Here is a 24891-nt window from a genome sequence, read left to right on the forward strand (position 1 = left end):
ATTAATTTTTAAGATTGTGATTTAATTTATCAATAGCAGCTATTCATCTTCTGCTGCATTTTTGAGTTTCATCAATAGCGTATAAGCGTTCTGTACCACAATGTTTTTTCCTGCCAGCTCACCGCTGTTCAGTATCTGAACGAAACCGTTTTCCTGTGTGCCAGGTGTAACCGGCAGCATGGTGTATTTTTGCTTACCGCTTACCGCAAACACATAGCTTTTCCCTTCAAAATCAACAATGCTTTCTTCGGGCAATGCCTGTGAAAAAGTGGATTGAAGTTCTATGACCGCATTCATGTACATTCCGGGTAATAGTCCATTATCATACTGGTGAAAATGACAGTGCACATCAGCGGTTCCGTCCATTCCGATGTCCTTACTGATCAAAATAATTTCAGCAGGTATTTTTTTACCGGGGTCGTTATTGGTATAGGCAATTACCTGCTGACCGATTTTCAAATGGCTGATATCTTTCTCATATACCCTCAAATTCAAATGAATATCATCGGGATTAATGAGTTCAAACAATACTTCTGAAGGGTTGACGTATTTACCAATGTTCACATTCACCTTGCTTACAAAACCATTGATGGTGCTGTAAATGCGGATACCCTTAGCTATCGTGGCTGTTGAAAGTTTATCAGGATTAATATTAATGAGTCGTAGTTGCTGCGCCAGTGCATTGAGCTGTATCTGCTGACCAGCCATTTCTGCCTGTGCCTGTTGCATTACTTTATCGCTCGCCGCCTGGTTTTCATTCAGATTTTTTTGGCGGTTGTAATCCAGTTGTGCAAAATGCAGTTTTGATTTCGCCTGAAGGTAATCCTGCTGCAACCGGATGTATTGCGGGTCTTCCAGTTCAGCGATTACTTCGCCCTTTTTTACCTGCATTCCCGGTAATAGTTTGGTATTTTTCAGATAACCTCCCAGCGGCACACTTACCGAAACCAAACTTTGGGGTGGCACGTCTATCTTGCCATTGAGCTTTAATTGGGTGGCAATATTCCTGTCGGAAAGCTGTGTAGTGGTTACCGGTGCGTTTTTCAGTTGTGCATCGGTTAATATGACCACATTGTTTTCTCCTTTGACGGCTGGCTTCTCGGCATCCGCAGATTTGTTTTTGCATTGGGAAAATGCCAGGACAGCCAACAGTAAGACACATTTTAATGGGGCTGATTTTTTTATATGGATTGCTGATAAAAGCATAATTATGGATTTAGATTGAGATAATTGATGGATATAATGGACTGGCAAAGCGTATTGACCGCATCGGCATAATTGCTCCGTATTGCAATAGCCTGGTTCATCAGCATTACCCAGTCCAGGTAATTGATTTCGCCACCCAGGAACTGCTTCTGCGCTGTAGCAACGATGGTAGCTGCATTTTTCAGCCCGGTGGTTTCAAAATACCTGACAATAGCTATATTGTTATCATAGGCGGAAAGCAGTTCCTCGTATTTACTCTTCAATGCGGCCGTTTCGGCTGCAAGCCGACCTTCTGCAATATTTTCAGCTATACGGGATGCTTTCACCCTGGCTTTTTGCGCCTGCGCAAAAACAGGAATGCCAATGCCAATCTGTACGGAATGGAACCGGTTAGCCGTGCCATAGGAATTATTGTCGGGACCTGTGCCTTTAAAACTGTTGTTGTTATAACCCAGCATCAGATCAGGCAATAGTTTTGCCCGTTCAGCTTTGGTCTGTGCTATCGCAATAGCTTGCTGTTGTTTTAATATTTGCAATAAAGGATGATCGTTGCCGGAATTAGAAGATAAAACAGGTATTTTACTGTCATCTGCCGGTTGCATAGGGGTATCTGTGTTCAACAGGAACCTCAAACGGATGCCCATTGTATTCAGCTCCTGCCTTACCTGCTGCAACTGTATGGCGATAGCTGCTTTCTGGCTTTCTGCAATTGTTTTTTCCAATATATTGCTTTCGCCATTTTGCAAGCGCAGTTTTGCCTTTTCATAAAATCCACTGTACAAACTATCTGCCCCAAGCAGTAATGCTTCTTTCTTTTCCCAATAAAGGAGGGTGAAAAATGTTTGGGTTACGGCTTTTTTCAACTCATATTCTTTCAGTGAAATATTCAGCAGGCTCTGCTTGTATTCTTCTTCAAGAACCCTGTTTTGTTTTTGGTAAACAGAAGGAAATGCAAAACTCTGCGACACGCCAAACCGGGTGTCATTATACGCACTGTTGATCTGACCGAAATCAGCCGTAACCGCCATTTGAGGGATATTGGCACCCGATTTTACCAGGGCTTTACTATATTCCGAAACCAGTTTTTCATTTTTTACCTGGAGGTTGTTCTTTATGGCAATATGGATCGCCTCATCTAAGCTAACCGGTGTCTGTGCGCTTACTGTTCCGGCAGATAGCAAGCCGATGAACAGTATAACGACCGCTTTGTTTTTGATTTTGATGCCTTTTTCAAACAGGATATACAATAGCGGAAGCACAAACAAAGTAAGCAGCGTAGCAATCAGTAATCCGCCGATTACAACTGTTGCCAGCGGACGCTGCACTTCGGCTCCTGCTCCGTTGCTCAAAGCCATCGGCAAAAAGCCCAGTGATGCAACGCTTGCGGTCATCAGGATGGGACGTAACCTGATTTTAGTGCCATAAACCACGATGCGGGAAATGTTGGTCAAACCTGCGTTTTTAATGCGTTTGAACTCCGAAATAAGTACAATCCCGTTCAGTACTGCCACACCAAACAGGGCAATAAACCCAACACCGGCACTAATGCTGAACGGCATACCACGGGCAGCCAGTAGCAATACACCACCGATAATGGACAGAGGAATGGCTGTATAGATAAGCAGGCTCTCTTTAACAGACCTGAAAGCAAAGAAAAGCAGGATGAAAATCAGCACCAATGCCACCGGAACAGCAATCATCAGCCGCTCTTTGGCCTGGTTCAGATTTTCAAAAGAACCTCCATAAGTAATGTGATACCCTACGGGCAATTTTACTTGTTGCGCTACTTTTTGCTGAAGTTCTTTCACGATACTCTGCACATCCCGGCCTTTGACATTGAAACCGACTATGATACGGCGCTGGGCATTTTCACGCTGTATCTGGTTAGGCCCTTCCTTGATCTGTACATCGGCCAGTTGCGAAAGTGGTATTTGGTTGCCCTGGGCGGTAGGTATCAGCAAACGTTTTACATCTTCCAGTCGCTTGCGGTCATTGGCATCCAGTCGAACCACCAGATCAAAACGTTTTTCACCTTCAAAAACCAGCCCGCTGCTTTGCCCGGCAAATGCCGTGTTTACTATATTGTTGATGTCGGCAATGGACAAATGATACTGTGCAATAAGCGGCCGGTTGTATTGAATAATTACCTGCGGCATTCCTGTAACCGGTTCCACATAAAGGTTTTCCGCTCCTTGTACGGTATTCACCACTTTTCCCAACTGTGCTGCTGTAGCAGCCAGTGTATCCAGGTTCTCCCCATAAATCTTTAATACCACATCCTGCCTGGCACCGGTCATTAGTTCATTAAAACGCATCTGCACCGGGTACTGAAAACCTGCGGTGATGCCCGGAACATCCTGTAGCACCTTACTCATTTTTTCTGCCAGTTCGGGAAATGTCTTTGCGGAAGTCCATTCCTTTTTGTCTTTCAGGATCACCATCATATCACTGGCTTCCATTGGCATAGGGTCGGTAGGTACTTCACCGCTGCCAATCTTGGTAACCACTTTTATTACTTCCGGGAACTTTGTCTTTAAAAGGTGTGCGGCTTTCTGCGTATGCTCGATTGTTGTGTTCAAATTGCTGCCGGTAAGCACACGGGTATCTACGGCAAAATCACCCTCTTCCAGGGAGGGAATAAACTCGCCACCCAAACGGGAAAGAATAAAAACTGAAACAATGAAAAGTACTGCAACCAATGAAAGGATAAGTTTGGGCAGCCGCAATGCCCGGAGTAACATCTTTTGATAAAATGCTTCAATGGCCGCCATCATCCGGTCGGAATAGTTCACTTTTGTACTGCTTTTTCTTTTCAGTACCAGCGAGCTCATCATTGGAATATAGGTAAGTGATAGTAAAAATGCACCCAATAAGGCAAAGGCCACGGTTTGCGCCATCGGCTTGAACATCTTGCCCTCTATGCCCTGTAAGGAAAGAATAGGCAGATAAACAATAAGGATGATGATCTGCCCGAACACGGCGCTGTTCATCATTTTACCGGCGGCAGTGGTAACGGTTCCGTTCATTTCTTCTTTGGAAATGCCACCTATCTGTCGGAAATGTTTATTATGTGCTATCTGGTGCATTACCGCTTCCACGATGATTACCGCGCCATCGATGATCAGGCCGAAATCCAGCGCACCGAGGCTCATCAGATTACCGCTTACGCCAAACAGGTTCATCATACAGATGGCAAATAGCATAGCCAACGGAATAACCGATGCAACCAATAAACCCGCACGGATATTTCCAAGAAATATCACCAGCACAAACACAACAATGAGCGCACCCTCCATCAGGTTATGCTCAACGGTTCCGATAGCATTGTTGACCATCTTTGTGCGGTCAAGGAACGGTTCGATCACCACACCCTGGGGCAGTGTCTTTTGAATTTGGGCGATGCGTTCTTTTACGTTTTTAATGACCTGGCTGCTGTTTTCGCCTTTCAGCATCATCACCACGGCACCGGCCACTTCGCCCTCGTCATTATAGCACACAGCGCCGTAACGGGTGGCATAGCCCATTTTTACAGCAGCAACGTCACGAATAAAAAGTGGTGGCTGATCGGGTCTGTTTGTAATGGCTATGTTCTGAATATCTTCAATAGTGCCTATCAGCCCTTCACTACGGATATACAGGACGGTGGGGCCTTTTTCGATGTAAGCGCCTCCCGTATTCTGGTTGTTGGCTTCCAGTGAAGCAAACACATCTTTGATGCTGATGCCGTGGGCGTGTAATTTGTCGGCGTTTACGGCTATTTCATATTGCTTCAGCTTGCCGCCAAAACTGCTGACTTCGGCTACGCCTTTTACGCCCAATAACTGGCGGCGCACAATCCAGTCCTGAATGGTACGCAGTTCGGTGATGTCGTATTTTTTTTCAAAACCTTTTTTCGGACGTACCACATATTGATATATTTCTCCCAATCCCGTTGATATGGGGCCTAATGCCGGTGTACCGATGCCTGGGGGGATTTGGCTTTGCACCTGTTGCAGACGTTCCGCCACCTGCTGCCTTGCCCAATAAATATCAATACCATCTTCAAAAACAATGGTTACCAGCGAAAGCCCGAACCGGGAAAAGCTGCGGATCTCCTTTAAGCCGGAAATATTGCTGTTTGCCTGTTCGATGGGAAAGGTTACCAGTCTTTCAATATCAGTGGCTCCGAAAGAAGGAGCAATGGTGATGACCTGCACCTGGTTATTGGTAATATCCGGCACAGCATCAATAGGTAATCTGGTGGTTTGATAAGCACCTATGACTATCAGGGCGATTACCAATAGCCCTACAATGAGTTTGTTCCTTACGGAAAACTCAATAATTCTATTTAGCATAAATTTCTTCTGGAATTTGTTAACGATAATTTGGCTCACAGAAGAATACCTGCGCAATGATTAGCCGCACATCGGAACAATAGTATGTAGCAAGATTATTTAGCCCCTTGCAGAAAGTATAGACAATCTAAAAGAGACAAAACATCAGTTACAGTTCACAATACTACTTTGAGATAGTATTGCAAACAGAATGGCTATCTTATTCAACATAAGAATAGCGTCCAGACTATTGTTGTAGTGCTGTTAAATCAAAACAGGAACGTTCTGTGAGAAAAAAAACATTAACAGGCTCTCGGAGGCTGCCAGATAGAATTTTGGTAGTTGAAAGAATACGCTGTTGAATTGTATAAAAGCGGTTTTTCTTTCTTATTGTAAAAAGGAGGGACTATTTGAAAATGTGTAGATACAGATGGAATAACAAAGGTGACTAAAGAGGTGTGTGCAACCATTTTAAAAGGCAATTGCATATCCCGGTCATAATCGGCATCATGTGGACTGCCGTGCATATAGTGCATATCCAGGAAGGCCAAAACAGAAATAGAAGGATCTTGCGCACGATGCTCCATAAAATGCTCTATCAGCACAGGCAACTTCCACACCTCTTTGAAAGGTGTAAAAGCAGTCAGATAGACTGATAAAAAAAATATGGCTATCATCTTCCTCATTGAAGCAAAGGTACTTAAAAATATAATGCTATTTACTGGTATATGCTATTTTAAATTGTTCAAAATAAATTCAATATATGTAGCCATTTTATATGCCATAACAGAAAAAATTGGAACTATAAACACTGGTGGAAAACCCAAAATTTGCTATTTTTGTTAAACAATATGAATTGAATTAATGAAAAAATCATTCCAAAATAGGAATGATTTGGGAGATATTACTTTTGGTGACTGGTCCTACTTTTCGTCCTGTTCATCCATTTTCTTTAAAAGCCCGTCCCGGAGTTCATCAAGAAATTTTGTCCGGTTTATTTTTCGGGTTCGCAATTCCAAAAACGTTTGATAGAAATTGCCTAATTCGATATTAAACGTATTCTCAAAATATTGCGCTATCAGTCTTATATCGCTATTGCCGTTATCGAAAACGCCTTGACAATTCAGTGCATAAATTAGCTCTATCATGGCGGTTTTACTTCCCGTCCAATTCAGCTTTTGCGTGGCTACTGATTTACTGTCTTGGGTTTTGCTGTACAGTTGGTCTTCGATATACACCTGTATCAAGTCGTTGGCGATTATCTTGGCAACCTTATAGTCATGTGAAGTGGAAAAGGTTTGGTCAGATTGAAAGTAATAAGTGTCCAGCCATAACTTAATATCGTGCTTACCCCGCACAAAAAAATTTTCATCAAGAAAGGAATTATTGCTACGATAGTACTTATAGAAATCGAGGTTATTATCAAAGAACCTCTTTAATTTTTTGAGTTCTTTGTTGAGGTATTTTCTTATAGATTTCGTTCCATAGGGTTTTCTTGCCTCAATTTTATAGATGGCATTGTAATAAATGAGTTGAGCGATAATGGCTGGTTTCTGATATTTGAAAAAATGTATTTCTTCCTGCTCGTTTTCAAATCCAGTTTTCAATACATATTCTTTCAGTTCAGTAGTCTTGCTTAAAATGAGTTCAATTGCTTTCTCATAGGAAGCTAAGACATTTCCCTGCTCGTATGCCAATTCTTTTATTTCTTCATCTAATTCATCTGATATTTTCTTAAAATATTCTGTCATTCAAATTATCACTTTTGTAATTAATTGATTACCCCAGAATAACTCTTAAATACTTGCTTAATTTATCCGGTTGTGTAACAATTATTTTTGCTTGAATTTTTGGTTTAAAAAAGTCATTTATTGCTCTTTTGACGTTTTATCTCAAAGGGGTTCTACAACCTCAATCCCCAAAGAATTAAGTTTACTTTCTCTATGTGTTTATATGTCCACCCCATAAAACATCTTTCATTTGTTTACATATAAATTACTGTTACGTCAATTGTCTTGTCTGCGTTCAATTCAAAACTTGCTTTGGAAAAATTAGGCCTGTTTCGTAAACCTATTGACTGATAATTGGAAAATCCAATTCCCTCTTTGGGTAAAAGCAAACCTTTATCAATCTTTCCGTTATTGTTTTCATCGTGTAAAATATTTACGGCATATCTCCCTTGGGGCAGGCTTTTAAAAGTAATTTCAGATTTGCCATTTACAATTTTCGCTTTCTCTAATCGGTAATATTTTTTGTAATCTTCATCGGGGATTGAATTATCTTTGTTATAGAGGGCGAATTGAACAACACCCTTTGAATTTCGTAAATTTTCTACCTTAACGGTCAAGGTGTAGGTTTCTGCCTGATTTTCCGAAAATGAACAGAGAAAAAAACATAACCCAACTGTCAGTATAATAAAAATTGTTGCTTTCATTTATTATTGTTTTTTATTTGAACCCAATTTTTCTTTCATTCTATCTACTCCGTAGTACACCATTGGCACTAAATAAACCGTCAATGCTAATGAAGAAAGCAAACCGCCAATGATTACCCACGCCAAACCGTTTTTCCATTCGGCTGCTGTTCCGCTGGCTAATGCTATGGGCAACATTCCTATTGCCATTGATAAAGTCGTCATCAAAATGGGTCGCATACGTTCTTTTCCTGCGGTAATCAATGCTTCCTGATAATGTTTTCCTTCTGCCTTCAAATGGTTGGTAAAGTCCACAATCAAGATGGAATTTTTTGTTACCAATCCCATTAGCATAATCAAGCCGAGCAAAGCAAATAAGCTCAAATTGCTTAACGATAAATTCAAGGCTAAAAATGCTCCGATTGCTGCAACGGGTATGGCAAACAGGGCAACAAAAGGATAAATGTAACTGTCGTATAAGGCTACCATAATCAAATAAATCAGTAAGAATGAAATCAGCAATACCGAACCCAAAGCCCCGAAACTGTCGTTTTGCCGTTTAATATCGCTTCCCCAAGTCATTTGTATGCCGTTGGGTAAAGGATTGTTTTTGAGATATGCCACTACATCGTCTGCTACTGTTCCCGAAGGTCTGCCGAGTGCATCGGAAGTTAATGTAACGGCAGGTTGCCGGTCTTTTCGTTCTAAAAGCGAAGGCGAATTATCTCTTTCAATAGTTGCAAACTGTGAAACTTCAATCGGAATGCCCATTGGATTTATAATGTTGAGTTGGTTTACATCATCATAATTTTTACGGCTGAATTTATCCAACCAAATCCGTACAGGATATTCTGTTCCGTTTTCCGTTAAAGTGGCATCGTCATTTCCTGTAAAAGCGGTACGCAAATTCATTCCCACATAAGCCGTGTTCAATCCTAAACGCTGCATTTTGTCTTTGTCAGGAATGACTTTTAATTCAGGGCTTCCTGCTTCTACCGAAAGCCGCACATTATCTGCTCCGGGTATTTTTTCAATAACTGTTTTTAAGTCATTACCTGTCTGCATTACCTGGTCTAAGTCGCTTCCGCTTAATGTAATTTCTATCGGTGCAGAACGTGGAATTAAGCCTAATGCTATCATTGAAAAATTGATGCCTGAATATTCTTTTTGCAAATCAGTTCGCAATTTCCGCATAAAGGTTTCGGTAGAGAGATTATTTGTTTCTTTCCTGGATTTTAGCTGAATAGTAAATTCAGTTTTATTGGCAGAACCAACTCCCAAACTTCCGATACCTGTGCTTGGTCCGCCTACATTGCTGAAAACAGTTGAAACTTCGGGTTGCTTCAGAATATAGTTTTCTATTTTTTCTGAAACCAAATTGTTTTGCTGAATGGAAGTACTTTTATCAAACTCTAATGCCAAACGGAATTTCCCTTGGTCGCCTGTGGAAATGAGTTCCTTTCCAATAATTCCCTGCTTCATCATTGCTACCGTTCCTACGAACAGCAACAAAACAAATCCTGTAAAAATGAGTTTGTGATGTAAAACCCAATTCAATGTTCTGCCATACCAATTGATGAATTGGTCTAACTGATGTTCAAACCAAAGCAAAAAACGATTAAAGAAATTAGTCGGTTGCAAATCTTCTTTTTTCCCGATGCGTGAAGCCAGCCAAGGCGTTAAAGTAAACCCGACCAATAAACTTGTAAGCGTAGAAGTGATAACTACTACCGAAAACTGTTTGAGCATATCGGCAACAAAAACCTGTAAGAACAAAATCGGCAAGAACACCACCACATCAACCAATGTAATAGACAATGCCGAAAAACCGATTTCCATTCTTCCGTCCATAGCTGCCGTTCTTTTTTCTTTACCCATATCCAAATGGCGTTGGATATTTTCTAAAACTACGGTAGCATCGTCCACCAAAATGCCGATGATTAAAGACATCGCCAGCAAAGTCATCAGATTGAGCGTATAGCCCCAAAGCCACATCACGGCAAAAGCGGTAATTAAGGAAGTCGGAATGGCAACTAAAACAATCAGTGAGTTTCTGAAACTTCGCAGAAACAGCAACATTACCAACGACACTAAAATCACGGCTAAAATCAAGTCAAACACCACCGAGTTAACGGCTGCAATGGTGTTATCGGTGCTATCGTCCGTAACTACAAATTTTACATCTGCATTGGCATTTTGTTTTTCAATGGACTGAAATTTTTCCCTAATCAGTTTTGAAACATCAACGGCATTGGCATCGCCTTGTTTCTTTATCATTAAGCCAATACCGTTTTTACTGTTGTAACGGCTATACGAAGTAATTTCTTTAATGCCGTCTGTTACTTCCGCAATATCTTTCACATAAACAGGACTGTTTGGAAAAGGCATTGCGACCTGAACATTCTGAATATCATTGATAGTATTGAATTTGCCAACTAACCTAACTGAATTATTTTCTGTATCGGTTTGTAATTTTCCCGCAGGTAAATCAATACCTGAACGATTGACGGCTTCCACTACCTGGTACAAAGAAATTTTATAGAGCTTCAATTTTTCTTTATCCACCTTGATTTGAATTTCCCGTTCTTCTCCGCCTAAAATGGCAATCTCTGCTACTCCTTTTAGTTGTTGGATTTGTGGCAGGTAATCGTCTTTCATTTTTTGGTAAAAGTCAGTCGGCTCTAAATTGCTTGTTGCACTTACCGACATTATCGGCAAATCATTAGGCGATACTTTGCTCATTACAGGGTTTTGAATATCGTTAGGCAAGTCCTTTCGGATATTGTCAATGTAGCGTTGAGCGTCCTGCATTGTTTTGTCCAAATCCGTTCCGTATTTCAGATTGGCTATGATGATTGAAGCATTGGGTAATGATTTGGTAAGCAAATAATCTACGCCCTCCAGATTAGAAAGTGCATCTTCAATTTTTCGGGAAACGGAAGTTTCCACTTCGTTGGGTTCTGCACCGGGATAAACGGTTTTGATAACCACAACAGGCTGATTAAAATCGGGCATCAGTTCATAGCTCAAATTCTTGTAGCCGATAATTCCCAACAGGGCAAATACGCTGAAAAGTACGATAATCAGCGAGGGACGTTTGATTGATATTTCTGTAATATTCATTTTCGCTGATTTTATTTAATCGTAATATTCGCTCCGTCAAACAGGTTGATAAAGCCATTCGTTACAACAATATCGCCTGTTGCCAATCCGCCTGATACAATCGTTTTATTGCCGATATTTCTTGATATGGTTATCGGTTGCAATACGGCTTTTCCGTTTTTTATGATATATACTTTCGCTTTTCCATTTTCTTCTGTAATGGCAGATGTCGGAATAAGAATACCTTGTTCTTGCTTGGTGTCAGAAAGATTTACCTTACCGAACATTCCCGATTTTATGGTTAAGTTGTTGGTGTTGGCAACCTGAAACTGTATAGGAAAACTATTGCCCATATTGGCTTTACTTCCTGTCATTGTTACTTTGCCCGAAAGGGAAATGTCGGGATAAACATCAGCACTAATTTTATAAGTCTGATTGTTTTGAAACTGCACCAAATCATTTTCGGGAACATTGACCGTAAAGCGTAAAGTGCTTATATCCGTAATTTGTAGCAACGGAATACCCGGTGCTGCAAAACCACCCTCCTCATTGAGCTTGGCAGTTACCACACCGTTGAAAGGTGCTTTTATAGTGGTTTTACTGATTTGCTCCAATAAAGTCGCTTTCTGAACTTTTGCAGCTTTCAATCCCAATTTTGCCTTTTCCAACTGCACACCTTGAACGGCATCGGCTTCTGTTAAAATGGTGTATCGTTTTACATCGTCTTCCAAACCCTCAATCTGTACTTCAACTGCTTGCAGTTGTAGCTTCAACAACGAGTTATCCAACTGAATAAGTGTTTGTCCTTTGCTTACACTACTTCCAACATCTACCAAAACAGCATTGATTTTTCCTTGTATATCCGCACTGATTTTTGTTTCCTTATTCGGCTCAAAAGTACCTGCATAAGTATTTGCATCATCAATAGTCTGCAAACGAATGGTGTCAGCATTTACAGTAATAGGTTTTTCTTTGTCATATTGATACACCTTGCTTTCGGTGGTTTCTTTATTGTTTTTCAACTTAAAAAACACAAGTGCTATTACCGCAATCAAAGCAATTATCCCGATTATTTTTTTCCAATTCATATTCCTGATTTTTTATCCGTTATTTTAATTCTTAATTGTTCCTGCCAGCTTTTTTAGCTCCAAATCCGCTTTCAGATAATCTATAACTGCCGACAGGTAATTTTGCTGTGCTTCACGAAGTGTATTATCAGCCAATAAAACATCGGTAAGTGTTGCCGTACCTTGCTTTTGTTGTAAAATGGTTTGCTCATAAATAGATTGAGCCAAAGTGATTTGATTTTCGGTATTGATGACTGTTTGCTGTGCAATCGTTCTTTGCCTTAAAGCATTTTCAGTTTCCATTTTGTTTTTATCGCCAATCAGTTGAGCCTGCAATTCGTTATTGCTGATTTCCAGTTTTTTTTGATTTATTTTTCGCTGTGTAACTGTTCCGTTGAAAAGCGGGTAAGTCAGTTGCAAACCTGCAAAGCCTATGGGATAAAATTTCAGAAAGTCATTTGGGGTTTTGTCGTAGCCAAAACCTGTTGTTCCGTAGGAGGCAATCAAATTAAGCGAGGGTAGAAATCGTGATTTGTTCAACGTACTCAATTCGCTGTTCAATAGTTTGTTTTGTGTCTGAATAATTTTCAAATCCAATATGTTTTCTACATTATTTTTAGTTAAGGCTCGCTGTTCGATTTCAGAAACAACGGTAATATTTCGCTCCAATGGGATACCGATATTCAGTTTTAGTGCATTTAGAATTGAAATGTATTTGTTGTGGACGTTTTCCCTTTGGGTATTTAACTGTTCGGTTTGCAATTTCACTTTACTCACATCTGTTCCCTTTGCCAATAACTGTTTTTTCAAAAGTTCCATATTCTTTAATAGCTTTTGGGTGTTGAGCATATTGCTTTCCAAAAAATCCAATTGATGTTTCAATATTTGAGCGTTGTAATACAGCATAGTGATGTCGTATAAAACCTGCTCTTCCGATTTTTGAAATTGAAGCAGTGTCAGTTTGTTGGCAATTTTTGTATTCTCAATCACTCCATAAACCTGCGGATTATACAACGGCATTGCCAACTGCACATTTGCATTGATGTTGTGAGGAACACCAAATTGCAAATCTCTGAATTGCCCTTCGGGTGCTTGCGGATTGAGTGCATTCATCGGCATGAGCTGTGTAGGCAATTCCATAAAATATTTGTAATCGGCATTGGCTGTAACTTTCGGAATAAGATTGGCTTTTGCTTCTTTTTCCCTTTGTTCGCTGATGCTGATGTGGTTTCGGTTGATTTGCAGGGTTTTGTTATAGACCTGTGCCGTATCAGTACATTGTTTCAGTGTCCAGACTTCCTGTGCCTGAACAGTATTCCACCCGATAAATATCAACGGAATAATAAATAGTTTGCGAGCGTTCACTAACATAATTGAGCAAATTTTTTTGTTTCTTTTTATTTATATTCTTTGAGCAAAAGCGATAATATGCCCGTCTAAATCGGTAAAATAGCAAACGCTGTCGCCCCAATCTCTGTCTTCTATCGGACTAATAAGTTTAGCTCCTATTTTCATTGCGTTATGAAATTCAAGTTCAATATTATCAACATAAAAATATAGCTCACATCTCGGAATTCCGTTTCCTTGGTCAGGATGTGGTGTTTTGTCCGAAAGTATTTTGGCAATTCCTTTATTAGGCATAAGTCCCAATTTACAGTTTTCGGAAAGTTTAAATTCAGTCATTCCAGGTACATTCAAGTCAGGGTTTATACGAAAAAGCTTTGTGTAAAAATCTGTACTTTTCTGTTGGTCAATTACATAAAGTATAAATTCAGTTGTTATAATATGTTTCATTCTTAGTTTGATATTAAATATGGTTATATGAATTGTTCTTCCTTTATCATTGTCAGCAACATTTTAAAGCGTTCAATGGCTTTCAATTCGTGTGGAATGTTTGCCGGCATAATGATACAATCACCTTTTTTCAGATGATGAAGTTTTCCGGCAATCGTTATTTCTGCTTCGCCATCCAAAATCTGCACAATGGCATCATAAGGTGTTTTATGCTCCGATAGTCCCTGTTCTTTGTCAAACGAGAATAAAGTCAAGGTTCCACCTTTGCTTTTAGTTACCTGTTTGCTGATAACACCGCCGTTTGTGTATTCAATTGCATTTTCGAGATTGAAAATGCTTTCTTTTTCAAATGTTGCCATAGTCGTTGTTTAATTAAAATACTGATGATATTGCTGATACGAATGTTGCAGGCGCAAAACAATTTCACTTGCTTTGGTTGCATCTGTTTCATTTTGCAACGCCTTAATTATTTCAAGATGTGGATGTAGCCATTTGTGCAGTTCATCGTGACCTTTGCCGCCCATTGTACAACTTTTTACGAGCTGGTCGTTTTGCTCTTTTAGTTGTTGAGCCAATGCTTTATAATCAGTCTTTCCGTCCTGAATATAAGTATTTACCAATTCTTCGCCTTTCACTACAAAAGGTTTCATTTCTTCGTTCACCAGCCACTTTTCGCCATTGTTGAGTTCAATAGCTTTGGAACCCTCATCGTGTTGATGTTCTGCGTGGTTTTCTGTTTCCTGATGTGCCGTTGATTTTTCAGTAACATTATTACAACTCCACAAAAGCATAACGCTCAATCCAAATACAAGTAGTTTTTTCATATCTCAATTTTTTTTTCAATCATTTTTAAAATTCCCTCTAAAACTGCTGTACCGTCTTTTATCAGGTTAGACTTATGCCTCGAAAGTTTCCATTTCAAAACCGTCATTCTCATTCCACCAAGTATAATAGTGGTAAGCGTGGAGGCATTGATTAGCTTGCCGTATTGCCCTACCTTCTGTCCTTTTTCAATGTTTGCATTGACATATTGGTGCATTAATTCCATTATTTCGGAAACTTTATAACTCAATCCCTCATCATAATGAAAAATACTTTCCGCAAAAATGACACTGACAATCGCAGGTTTATCTGTAAAGGTTTGTAGTTGCGATTTAAAAATATCCCTCAATTCATCTCCTGCCGTTGCGTTAGGATTTACAGGAATGTTACTTATGCGGTTTTTCATTCCTGTTATGAAATAGTTGAGCAAACCAAGTAAAATATCATTCTTGCTTTTAAAATGACGGTATAAAGCCGGTTCGGATAAACCAATATCGGCAGCCAGCGTTTTGATAGTCAGGTTTTGAATACCGTAAGCATCAATCCGAACCGTTGCGGCTTCCATTATTTCTATTTGTCTGTTTGTGAATTTTTCCATGTTACCCGTTCGCTAACAAAATTATGTTAGTTAGCATTCGCTAACAAAGGTAGTGATATTTTTTTATTTAGCGATATTTCTTCAAGAAAAGGATATTGTCAACCAATACTATCATTCTTTATTCCTTTTGCACCAAATGTTGTAAGTCAGGGTCGTTTTTGATGCGTTCCATTTCACTTTCAACAATGGTCATAACATCCTGCTTGACTTGCTTGTAGTTGGCTTCAATTTCTTGCTTCATATTATCCGCTCCACTTTCATCGGTAAAGGATAATATCTGCGGTATCTTCTTGTAGGCTTTGGTTTCGGCGGCAACTTTATCATTATCTACTACAATTTCAGAATGAAATATTTTCTGCTCGATGCGTTCATCGAAATTGTCGGAAACCGCACCAACAAACATGCCCTGCGTAAGTGTTGAAATTTTGGATGCTGGTATCAGGCTATCCATTTGGGTAGAAATGGAAGTGGACTTATCATTTCGGTTGATGGTCATGCTCTGCCTTTTCTGCAACACTTTTCCAAAGCGTTCCGAAAGGCTCTTTGCTGTTTCGCCCACCACCTGACCGGAGAAAATATTACCTATGGTATTCTGTATTACCTTACTTTCTTTATCGCCGTAATCCCTTGTCAGTTGTGAAAAATCCTGAAAGCCCAAACATACTGCTACCTTATTACTACGTGCAGTTGCAATCAGGTTATCCAATCCCCTGAAATAAATGGTTGGCAACTCATCTATGATAATTGAACTTTTAAGCTGTCCTTTTTTGTTAATCAGTTTTACAATCCTTGAATTGTATAAACCCAAAGCTGCGGAGTAAATATTTTGCCTGTCGGGGTTGTTGCCAACGCACAGTATTTTAGGCTCTTTCGGATTGTTGATGTCCAGTGAAAAATCGTCCCCCGTCATTACCCAATACAACTGCGGGCTAATCATTCGGGACAAAGGAATTTTTGCCGATGCAATCTGCCCCTGTAACTGGTCTTGTGCGCCCCCTAACCAGGCATCCATGAACGGCGATAAATAATTTTCGAGTTCGGGGTATGACGTAAGTATGGTAAATACGTCTGCGTATTTTTTGTTGAGCAATTCGATGGCGTGCGGGAACGTGCAATGCTTGCCGTTATCGTAAATTTTCAGGAACCAAATAATTGCTGCAAGCAATATAATCGGGCTTTCAACGAAGAAATCCCCTTGCTTCAAAATCCACGACTTGTTAAGGTTAAGCATGATGGTATAGGCAGCTTCGTAAGCATCCGATATGTCCGTCATAAAGTCGGGATTAAGCGGGTTGCACCTGTGGCTCCGGCGTGGGTCATCAAAATTGATAACATAAAACTTGGGGGCTATTTTGTACTTGTTGGTATGCTTTAGCAGGTGGTTGTAGGCAATCGTGGAAAGGTCATCAAACTTGAAATCGTAGATATACATACTGAACCCTTTCTCGATGTGTTGTTTGATGTAGTTGTTTACAATAGCATAGGATTTCCCCGAACCCGGAGTACCCAACACAATAGAGGCTCTAAAAGGATTGACCACATTAACCCAACCGTCATTCCATTTGCCTTTGTAGTAAAACTTCGTAGGCAGGTTAACGGAATATTCATTTTGCATCAGTTTGGTTTCCTGCTGGAAACTTTCGTTCTCGTTGTTGAAAACATCGTCCATCAGGTTATTGCGTAGTAAGCGGCTCATCCATACACCAGCCATCAGCAGGGCAATATATCCTGCGCCCGTTGTAAGAATGTAAAGCGAAGTAGCTAACCCTGCCGATAATTTCAGCAATGGGAAATTCAGGAAGAACAGCACTAAGCCAGTGGCTAAGGCAACACGGATTTTAGTCCATGTTATCTTTTCGTTTTTCACGCCCTTTGTACCCAAACAGCTTAACGCCAGTAACACCAATGCAAAAAATTTGGTGTAAAGCGTGTGTGAGAAAAGCCCTGCGGTACGGTTAAAATTGGTGAGTATCTTGCCTATAACTTCTAAAGTCCAGCCACGTTCGGCAAAGAACCCATAGCAAAACCAATAAAAGTGCATCAATACAATGAGGATGCTTACCGCTCTCATAAAAGCCATTATTTTGGCTAACCCTCTTAAATCGTCTTCTCCTTGCATAATTCAAAAATTTGTTTTGATGCAAGTGTAACCGCTATGAATAGCGGTGTAGAGAAAGCGGTGTCAGATGGCGTGTAGTGGCATTATTTGGCATTAAACTGGCTTCCTGATAGAGAACAAAATCTTATTGCCGTCTTCCTGGTCTTTTGTTTTTCTTCTTTTTCTTCATGCGGTTTGCAAAAGCCTGTTCCTCGTAATCCTCGCCCTGTGCTTCCGGTAATAGCCCGCCCAATCCGTCTATCAATCCTGTATCATCGGTTGGCTGTTCTTTATCAAAGAAATCAAAAAGCCTGTGAGTTTCTTCTTTTTCCTCAACAACGTTTTTATCTGCGGCTGGCAATGCGGAGGTACTTGTATGTTCTGTATTTTGGCGTTGTTCCATTACTTGTTCTTTCCACCAGTCGTTAAACACATTTGCCGATAGTTTTTTGTCCAAAGCTGAACCGTTCCAAACTGTGCGGCTTTCATGGTCTATAAATGTCATACCATATATGCGCCCCTTATCAGTGCGGCGTACAACGGTATTGATGCCCTGCTCCAATAGTTGCTTTTTAAAATCGGTTTCATTGGTGGCCGTGTGCATTGCTACCTCGATGCTGTTTTTCAGTATGGCTCTTACCGGGTTATTTTTAATCTGCTCTTTAGATTGTGCAAAATGTTCCTGCAAGGCTTCCAATCCTGCGTGTTTGCCAAAACGTGAAGCCTTGAAAGGATTGCTGGCTTTTACTCCCTGTTCGTTCAAGGCAAAATACACCAGCCCGTTTTTGGGCTGTCCGTTCAGCTCGCCTTTCACTTCTTCGGCGGTAATATTAAAGAGGGAAAGCAACGCATTGTATGCGCCCAAACTGGCATATCCGTAATACTTTGGCAGATGTCGTACCACCGATGCTATCTGACTTTTAACATCCCCGGCTTTGTAGTCTATCGGGTGGAATACCCGCTCGTTCCCCGTGCGTTGCTTTTCCGTTGCAGGTACAAGATTGTACTGCTGTTCCAATTTCCTGCAAATTGCCATTGAACGGGGATGGTCGTAACTGTCCGCTATCTTCTTGCCATCCAATCCAACGGCAACGGTCACAATATGGATGTGGGTGCGCTCTATATCCGTATGTTTGAAAACAACATAGGGCTGGTTGCCATAGCCCATTTCCTGCATATACTGCTGCGCCATTTTTATAAACTGCCCATCGCTGACCTTATCCGCAGGATCAGGGTTCAGCGATATGTGGCGAACTGGTTTTTCCGTTCGGATATTGGCGGCTAAATAGGGCTCAAATTGCTGGTGCAGGTAATGGGTAGAATAAGTATTGTTCAATGTTTCCGGTATCTTGTTCAGCAACAAAACCTGCCCTTTTTCTTTGTCAATCTTCTGCTGGTTATATGATATAGCACCGTACAAATGCTCACCCTTTCCAATCTTTGCTATCATTTTTGCAAGTGTTTTTTCTCAAATTCCTGTGTCAGTTCAATTACTTTCCGGCACAAGTCCGCCATTTCTGCCGTCTGTTTTTCCAGTTTAAAGAGGTAAGCAGATGCTTTTTTCTCCGAAAAATTGCGGTACAATATCTTCACGATTTGGTTGTAGTTCACACCAACGGCTCTGAACTGGCTGTAAAAACTGGTGAGCCTTGTATGAAATTCTACGGCATCCATATCAATTTTTACTGTCTTAATTGTTTTCTGAAAGATGCAGGCAGTAATAAAATGCGCCATTACTTTCATTCCCGATTGCTCGAACAACGTAAGGAACTGTGCGTTTTCCGTATCGTTCAGGCTAATCGAATAGCGGTGGGTTGCAGGGTCATTCTTAGGCTTGCGACCACCTTTGCTTATTTGATTTCTTTTCTTGTCGTCCATATCTCTATCCATTACAATTTCCATAAACCCCGACTTCGGAGGGGGTTTTCCGGCTCCATGCAATGGCAAGTTGTTTTTAGCTGCGGAAAGCATTTCAAGCAGCTAAAAACATAACTTGCTCTGTTCGGTTGAACAGAAAATCCGCCCTGCGGGACGGATTGGATAAAGCAGAAAAAAACGACTTAGAGCCGTTCCACTTATAGCCTCTTATCTCCAATGATTTTTCCATTCTCCTGTTGCATTGATGCAACTACAAAATAAGTGCAGCTTTCCCGAAGCATCACCCTGTTGCACACTGCCAAACACTGCCACAGAACGCCAATAGCTACCACTTCGCAGCAATGCGATAAAATAACCCGCTCCTTTGTGATAGCATTCAGGCAAGCGTGTTGGCAGGCATTCATTCCGGTTGGCAGTTCAGAAAGACAGCATACAAGATTGCAGGAACCTAAGAATGTCTGATAGCATTCAGTCCGGCAGGCTGGCACACCTGAAAGAAAGCAGGACGGCTTTCATGTTGGGCTGCAAGGTGGCATGACAGCTCACAAAGGAAACGGCTTGCAAGCGTGACAGCAGAAATGCAAGATGGTCGGCACGACAGGCAGAAAGGTTGTTTGCCTGATAGCCGGAGTTCCATCGGGATAGCATGACAGTATTATTTCATGCAGGATAACACGCTATCAAGAAAGCCATCCCGCAGGATTGCAGGCAGTACAAACAGAATTAAATTTTAAAACAGAATAGAAAATGGAAACAAAAAACAAAACCCGATTCATTGCTTTTTCCAGCCAAAAAGGAGGCGTGGGTAAAAGCACTTTTACCACCATCACTGCAAGCATACTCCATTACCGCATGGGGTATAACGTGGTCGTATTTGATTGTGATTACCCACAGCACAGTCTTTGGCAGATGCGGGAACGGGATTTAAAAACGGTGATGAAAAGCGAAATCCTGAAAAGACTGGCGTACCGCCAGTTCACGACCATTAACAAAAAAGCATATCCGGTATTGCAGAGCAAGGCAGACAATGCTTTAAGGGATGCGGAGGCATTTTTACAATCTTCCGATGTCCCGGTGGATGTGGTTTTCTTCGACTTACCGGGAACTGTGAACACCCCCGGCTTGCTCAATACGCTGGCAGGAATGCAACATATCTTTTCACCTATCACGGCAGACCGTGTAGTGATGGAAAGTACATTGAGCTTTACCGATGTTCTGACCAATGTTTTGATGAAACGGGGACAGACTTGCATCGAAACGATACGGTTATTTTGGAACCAGGTGGACGGACGGGAAAAATCGCACCTGTATGAAGCCTATGGAAATATCATCAATGAAGTTGGGCTGCAAACGATGGAAACCCGCATTGCAGACAGCAAACGCTTTCGCAAGGAAAGCGAAGCTACCGCAAAGACCGTTTTCCGCTCCACATTATTACCTCCCGATGAAAGATTGATGAAAGCCTGCGGGCTGGATTTGTTTATGGTAGAGTTTTTAAGAACCGTCAAATTGTAACGGCTATGGAAAATGAGAATAAGAAAAAAACAAATGCCCCGATAGACGAGGCATACATCATGTCCATAATGGCGGGTGAAACAAAAAAGCCTGAAAAAGCAACGGAGGAACCCCAGGCAGAACAAAAGGAGTTGATAGACGAAAAGCCCGCATCTAAGGAGCGTACCCGTCAAAAGAAAGTTTCCGGGTTCAGTTACGGTGAGCGTTTCCTCAATGGTCATACCATGACCCGCAGGGGTGATAAAAGCATTTACATCCGGCAGGAATATCACGAACGGCTTTCCCGTATTGTACAGGTTATCGGTGAGGATAAAATACCCCTGTATGCTTATTTGGACAATATTCTCGAACACCATTTTGAACAGTTTGAGAAAGCCATCACCGATGATTTTAATGAGAAATTTAAACCCATATTTTAAAGTATTTGATTATGGAAATAATAATTGTTATCTGCCTGCTGATTGTTATTGTGCTGCTGGCAAAGGATAAAATCATCATCAAAAAGGTGGTGAAAAGCAAGCCTCAACATCCTGCGGTAAATCCCGATTTATCGGAAATAATGGGCAAGCCAAAGCCTGTAAAGCGACACATAGTGCCAACAAGTGCCACGAAACGCCAATTTGATAAAAAGGCTGATATACCTGATAATTTTGAAGCAGAAACCAACGAAGCAGGTTTTGCGAGGGAAATTCCGCAGGAGGAATTGGATGAAGTTTTTGGGAGTGAACCTGTTTCCGATTTTGAGAGTGAGGACGAGGAATGGCAAGAACAGGGATTACCGAACAGCGACAATGGGTTTGCCACAGGGGTTACCTACGAGGAACTGACAACCGTGGGGGCATTGCTTCAGCAAGACGTGCTGGAACCTGCCTCTCAACAAAAAGCGGTAGACATCGTTCAGCGAATACAGGGAACCGAATTGTTTAGCTTGCTCGAAAACTCCATAGAGGGGGCTTCACGAAAGATTGCGGAGCTGCTGGATAAAAGCCTCCCCGCCAGAGCGGATTTCAATTCTTCCAACGTGCGGAATAAGGATTTAGAGGGTTTCGACATTGGGGAGTTTGTCTGAAAAGACAGCTCCCTTTTGTTTATATCGCTTTATCAAGTCTTTTATGAATGTAGGATATGGTATTCAAAATATCCAAAGCCTCGTCTTCGGTAATTTCAAATTTGATTTTAGGTTCGTGCGCCGTAGAGTTTCTAATTAAGCCAAACATACCTTTAATCAAGTTGCATAATCCTAAATGCTCGCTTCTATCCGTATCCGTTTTTAAGTGATTGATTTTAACCAACGGATTACTGGTAGAAAATGAAGTTTCTGCTAAAGCATTGCCATCTGCATAAAGCCCGGTCATTTTCCTTAAACGGTCTGCAATACTTTTGGTAGCCTCAAAAACAGAATGAAAGTAGTTTTCAACCAATAGTTCAGCCTTACAATATTCAAATATCGCAGCATGAACATTCCTGCTTTCCAACTTATGTTTTAAGCGGCTGGCACGTTGTTCGGCTTCTGCGATTGTTGTAGCTTTTTCAACTAATCTGAATTTACCTTGCTCTGTGAGTTCTGTACCTATAAACGCTAAACGTTTATTAACCTCTAATCTGCGGTTATGAAAAATTTCTTCTTTCCCAATATACCGAACAGGTTGCAAAGCATCTTGCACAAATCTTAGTATATGATTTGAACATTGATTTTTATTCTGCCAATCAGCAAATGCAGAATACAGTCTTCTCCATTTTGTGTTTTGAGGGTCAACATCCGGGATGTTTGCGTTCAATAGAATTTGCCCTATTTCCGTACCTGTCAAACCATCCGAAGCATCTCCAATAGTTTTACATAATCCCTCCAACACATGCGCTTCAAACATTGGACGTTTAATACTTGCCATACTTTCTACTTTTCTTCCTCGTAATAGATTTTGTAATACTTCCTACCATCTTTCTCAACACCCTTTTCAATAAGATCTTTATTCCCATGAATATATATGTCGAAATTTCGGTCAAGTTTTAGTACGCTTTTGAAAACACGAGATTGTTTTTTTACAGCTTGGGAAGATATTGGGAAGCTATCTGCTAATTCTACCTCATTTTCCTGTCTGTAAGTTTGATCGAACTTTCTAAACGATTCAATAACATTGTTGTCTCCAAACACTTCCTCTTCAAACTCCTCTTTATTAAATGTCTCATTCTTTTTAAAATAGTCCACAGATCGATTTAAAAAATCAATTTTATCGGCTTTACTCAACTCAAAGTCTTCATCTAATTGCTTTGTTACAAACTGTTTGGCTATTCCTAAAAATTGGTTGGTTTGATGGTATTCATCCTTGATAATGCTCACATTAAGAAACTCATCTTTCCAATATTGTGCTTCGTTTGATTTGCTTGCATTATCAATAATTAAAATTTTATATCCTGTTTCGGCAGTTGTATTGAAAATCAAACAGCCTTTATCCATGCTTTTCAAATCGAATCCAATTTCATGTACAATATTATAATTCGATCTTTGCTTCTTCATCTGAATAAATGGAGAAGGTGTTTCTGATTTGAAAATGCCAAGTACATTAACAACCTCATCTTCTATAATTACATTGTCGAATAGTGAAATATTGAGTTGCCCTTCTTTTATTTTGGGGTGCATTGACTGTTCATAAAGTAATTTTGCTATACTTTGAGAATTTGAGATAAAAGAATTTGGATCTGAAAATATCTGCTTAGCTAAAGTAAACACTTCATTCATCTCAATATTTACTGCATGGGTAAATTTGTAAAGTTCTTCTGTTTTTAAAAGGGATAAGAAATATTTTAAAAGATAGTTTTTCGTGTCCGATGCTAAGAGCGATTCTTCATTAGAAAGACTATATTTTTCATCTCGTAATTTATTTCCAATTTGGTGCGTAATAATTTTCTCTATTTCTACTTGGGTAAAATCTATATTATTCATCTTTTATGTCGTATGTTGTACAGAATGTGGTTGAGATTTCAGTAAATTATATTTTTCCATTTTGAATTTTTCAAATTCTTGTAATAAAAATAACCTCACTTTATCTTTGTTTACTCCTTTATATTCATCTTTAAGATTAACGGTTGAAACATCTATTGAAAATTCAATGTTGCTAAGTCGTTTTTTGAAATATCCGTTGAAGCCAAATTGAACTACGCAGTTCCCTTCAGCGGCATGATAGGAAAAATTGTAAAGAGCTTCAACTGAGGCTAACTCAATATATTTATGATTCTCATTTTCATTAATCAAATAATGTTCATGTAGTGTTTCGCCATTTATTTTTAAAGTATTTACTTTACCCGTCATTAACTTGGCAATTTCAATTGGCATTTCCATAGTTCTATCAGGAGCAATATCCAAATCTGTGGCTCTTTGAAATTCAAAAATTTCAGAACTATCAGTTAGACTTAAAAAAAATTTAATCCTTTCTTCATTTGTGAAATTGCTATACAAGATTCTTTCAACGTCTGTATTTGGTTTAGTATAGTTTTTACTTTTAAACTCATTAACCAAATGCTTAACACCCAAATCCGCAATTGTTTGAGTTTCAGGAGAGGTGTAAATCATTCTTAGATATACCTTGTCATTTTCTTGTACCTTCTCTAAGACAATTTCTCCATCATACTCATTTTTAGTTCTATACCAGCCAGAATTATAATTATTCGTTTGACATCTAAATTGCATTTTCACTTTGTTTGGATTTCCTTCAACCATTGCAAAATTGGTTTGCGAAATAACAGCCTGTCGTGAATCCGCTGTTCTTATAATTTCCTTTAAATCAATCTTGTCAGGAACAACTTTAATGAGATCATCTGTATTATGCCAGGCTAAAGGTCTTGAAAGAATTTTTTGGTTTAATTCTTTTCCTCGAATGTTTTCTTTAATATATTCAAATTCACTCGGAGAAAGTATTGTTGACAATAAAATTGGATATGTATCATTATTCTTTGAATCCTCTAAATAAATTCCACGCAGTCTGAGCAAGTATTTCAATTTTGTGTCGGATAATGACGGATGATTTAAAACGTCCTGAAGAGTTGCTCCAAAAGGGATATGCTTATTTACTTCTAACTTTTCCATAGTA

21 protein-coding genes are annotated in these 24891 nt (G+C 40.0%); 3 read left to right on the forward strand and 18 right to left on the reverse strand.

Going from position 1 to position 24891, the window contains the following annotated elements; genetic code table 11:
• Nucleotides 1-39: 39 nt before the first annotated feature.
• From ABR189_RS15595 to mobA, 15 genes are all read right to left on the reverse strand, one after another.
• Nucleotides 40-1149 carry an efflux RND transporter periplasmic adaptor subunit gene (locus ABR189_RS15595; RefSeq protein WP_354661430.1) on the reverse strand — a complete coding sequence of 370 codons (1110 nt, stop codon included), beginning with the start codon at nucleotides 1147-1149 and terminating at the stop codon, nucleotides 40-42.
• 59 nt (nucleotides 1150-1208) lie between these two features.
• Nucleotides 1209-5540: a CusA/CzcA family heavy metal efflux RND transporter gene (locus ABR189_RS15600; RefSeq protein ID WP_354661431.1), complete on the reverse strand. Its 4332-nt coding sequence runs from the start codon at nucleotides 5538-5540 to the stop codon at nucleotides 1209-1211.
• A 281-nt stretch (nucleotides 5541-5821) separates the two neighbouring features.
• A complete protein-coding gene (locus ABR189_RS15605) occupies nucleotides 5822-6205 on the reverse strand; it encodes a hypothetical protein (RefSeq protein ID WP_072188813.1) in 384 nt (127 codons plus the stop codon).
• A 237-nt stretch (nucleotides 6206-6442) separates the two neighbouring features.
• Entirely contained in the window at nucleotides 6443-7270 is an 828-nt protein-coding gene (locus tag ABR189_RS15610; protein WP_054280986.1) for an RteC domain-containing protein, read from the reverse strand.
• Between the two features lie 233 nt (nucleotides 7271-7503).
• Nucleotides 7504-7953: a DUF2141 domain-containing protein gene (locus ABR189_RS15615; RefSeq protein WP_054280987.1), complete on the reverse strand. Its 450-nt coding sequence runs from the start codon at nucleotides 7951-7953 to the stop codon at nucleotides 7504-7506.
• Nucleotides 7954-7956: 3 nt separating this feature from the next.
• Nucleotides 7957-11055 carry an efflux RND transporter permease subunit gene (locus tag ABR189_RS15620; protein ID WP_054280988.1) on the reverse strand — a complete coding sequence of 1033 codons (3099 nt, stop codon included), beginning with the start codon at nucleotides 11053-11055 and terminating at the stop codon, nucleotides 7957-7959.
• A gap of 11 nt (nucleotides 11056-11066) precedes the next feature.
• Nucleotides 11067-12122, reverse strand: coding sequence for an efflux RND transporter periplasmic adaptor subunit (locus ABR189_RS15625; protein WP_054280989.1), 1056 nt, complete (start codon nucleotides 12120-12122; stop codon nucleotides 11067-11069).
• Nucleotides 12123-12146: 24 nt separating this feature from the next.
• On the reverse strand, nucleotides 12147-13472 hold the full coding sequence (locus ABR189_RS15630; RefSeq protein WP_072188814.1) for a TolC family protein: 1326 nt from the start codon (nucleotides 13470-13472) through the stop codon (nucleotides 12147-12149).
• A 30-nt stretch (nucleotides 13473-13502) separates the two neighbouring features.
• Complete coding sequence (locus tag ABR189_RS15635) at nucleotides 13503-13895, reverse strand: VOC family protein (RefSeq protein ID WP_078781138.1); 393 nt, start codon at nucleotides 13893-13895, stop codon at nucleotides 13503-13505.
• 23 nt (nucleotides 13896-13918) lie between these two features.
• The gene (locus tag ABR189_RS15640; protein ID WP_054280992.1) at nucleotides 13919-14254 is read right to left on the reverse strand and encodes a cupin domain-containing protein; all 336 of its coding nucleotides are present in this window, start codon (nucleotides 14252-14254) and stop codon (nucleotides 13919-13921) included.
• Between the two features lie 9 nt (nucleotides 14255-14263).
• The gene (locus ABR189_RS15645) at nucleotides 14264-14719 is read right to left on the reverse strand and encodes a hypothetical protein (protein WP_054280993.1); all 456 of its coding nucleotides are present in this window, start codon (nucleotides 14717-14719) and stop codon (nucleotides 14264-14266) included.
• Nucleotides 14716-15315, reverse strand: a complete 600-nt coding sequence (locus tag ABR189_RS15650) for a TetR/AcrR family transcriptional regulator (protein WP_054280994.1) — start codon at nucleotides 15313-15315, stop codon at nucleotides 14716-14718. The genes ABR189_RS15645 and ABR189_RS15650 overlap by 4 nt, the downstream gene beginning before the upstream one ends.
• A gap of 118 nt (nucleotides 15316-15433) precedes the next feature.
• Nucleotides 15434-17434: a conjugal transfer protein MobC gene (gene mobC / locus ABR189_RS15655; RefSeq protein ID WP_054280995.1), complete on the reverse strand. Its 2001-nt coding sequence runs from the start codon at nucleotides 17432-17434 to the stop codon at nucleotides 15434-15436.
• Nucleotides 17435-17558: 124 nt separating this feature from the next.
• The gene (gene mobB, locus ABR189_RS15660) at nucleotides 17559-18863 is read right to left on the reverse strand and encodes a conjugal transfer protein MobB (protein WP_054280996.1); all 1305 of its coding nucleotides are present in this window, start codon (nucleotides 18861-18863) and stop codon (nucleotides 17559-17561) included.
• Nucleotides 18860-19315 (reverse strand): conjugal transfer protein MobA, encoded by a 456-nt coding sequence (gene mobA, locus ABR189_RS15665; protein ID WP_354661432.1) that lies wholly within the window; start codon nucleotides 19313-19315, stop codon nucleotides 18860-18862. Before mobA ends, mobB begins: the two co-directional genes overlap by 4 nt.
• A gap of 723 nt (nucleotides 19316-20038) precedes the next feature.
• Here mobA and ABR189_RS15670 point away from each other — a divergent pair.
• From ABR189_RS15670 to ABR189_RS15680, 3 genes are read left to right on the forward strand one after another with little or no spacing between them, the layout of a single operon-like run.
• Nucleotides 20039-20806 carry a ParA family protein gene (locus tag ABR189_RS15670; protein ID WP_054280997.1) on the forward strand — a complete coding sequence of 256 codons (768 nt, stop codon included), beginning with the start codon at nucleotides 20039-20041 and terminating at the stop codon, nucleotides 20804-20806.
• A gap of 5 nt (nucleotides 20807-20811) precedes the next feature.
• Nucleotides 20812-21225, forward strand: a complete 414-nt coding sequence (locus ABR189_RS15675) for a DUF3408 domain-containing protein (RefSeq protein WP_054280998.1) — start codon at nucleotides 20812-20814, stop codon at nucleotides 21223-21225.
• Between the two features lie 11 nt (nucleotides 21226-21236).
• Entirely contained in the window at nucleotides 21237-21875 is a 639-nt protein-coding gene (locus ABR189_RS15680) for a hypothetical protein (RefSeq protein WP_054280999.1), read from the forward strand.
• Nucleotides 21876-21894: 19 nt separating this feature from the next.
• On the opposite strand, the gene ABR189_RS15685 is transcribed toward ABR189_RS15680, so the two are convergent.
• Genes ABR189_RS15685 through gapS4b form a run of 3 tightly spaced genes read right to left on the reverse strand, consistent with a single transcriptional unit; the run spans nucleotide 21895 to nucleotide 24887 of the window.
• Nucleotides 21895-22695, reverse strand: coding sequence for a TIGR02391 family protein (locus ABR189_RS15685; RefSeq protein WP_054281000.1), 801 nt, complete (start codon nucleotides 22693-22695; stop codon nucleotides 21895-21897).
• 5 nt (nucleotides 22696-22700) lie between these two features.
• Nucleotides 22701-23747, reverse strand: coding sequence for a nucleoid-associated protein (locus tag ABR189_RS15690; protein ID WP_078794935.1), 1047 nt, complete (start codon nucleotides 23745-23747; stop codon nucleotides 22701-22703).
• 3 nt (nucleotides 23748-23750) lie between these two features.
• Nucleotides 23751-24887 carry a GapS4b family protein gene (gene gapS4b, locus ABR189_RS15695; protein WP_054281002.1) on the reverse strand — a complete coding sequence of 379 codons (1137 nt, stop codon included), beginning with the start codon at nucleotides 24885-24887 and terminating at the stop codon, nucleotides 23751-23753.
• Nucleotides 24888-24891 lie beyond the last annotated feature (4 nt).

It is taken from the genome of Chitinophaga sp. H8, assembly GCF_040567655.1.
Classification (GTDB): Bacteria; Bacteroidota; Bacteroidia; order Chitinophagales; family Chitinophagaceae; genus Chitinophaga; species Chitinophaga defluvii.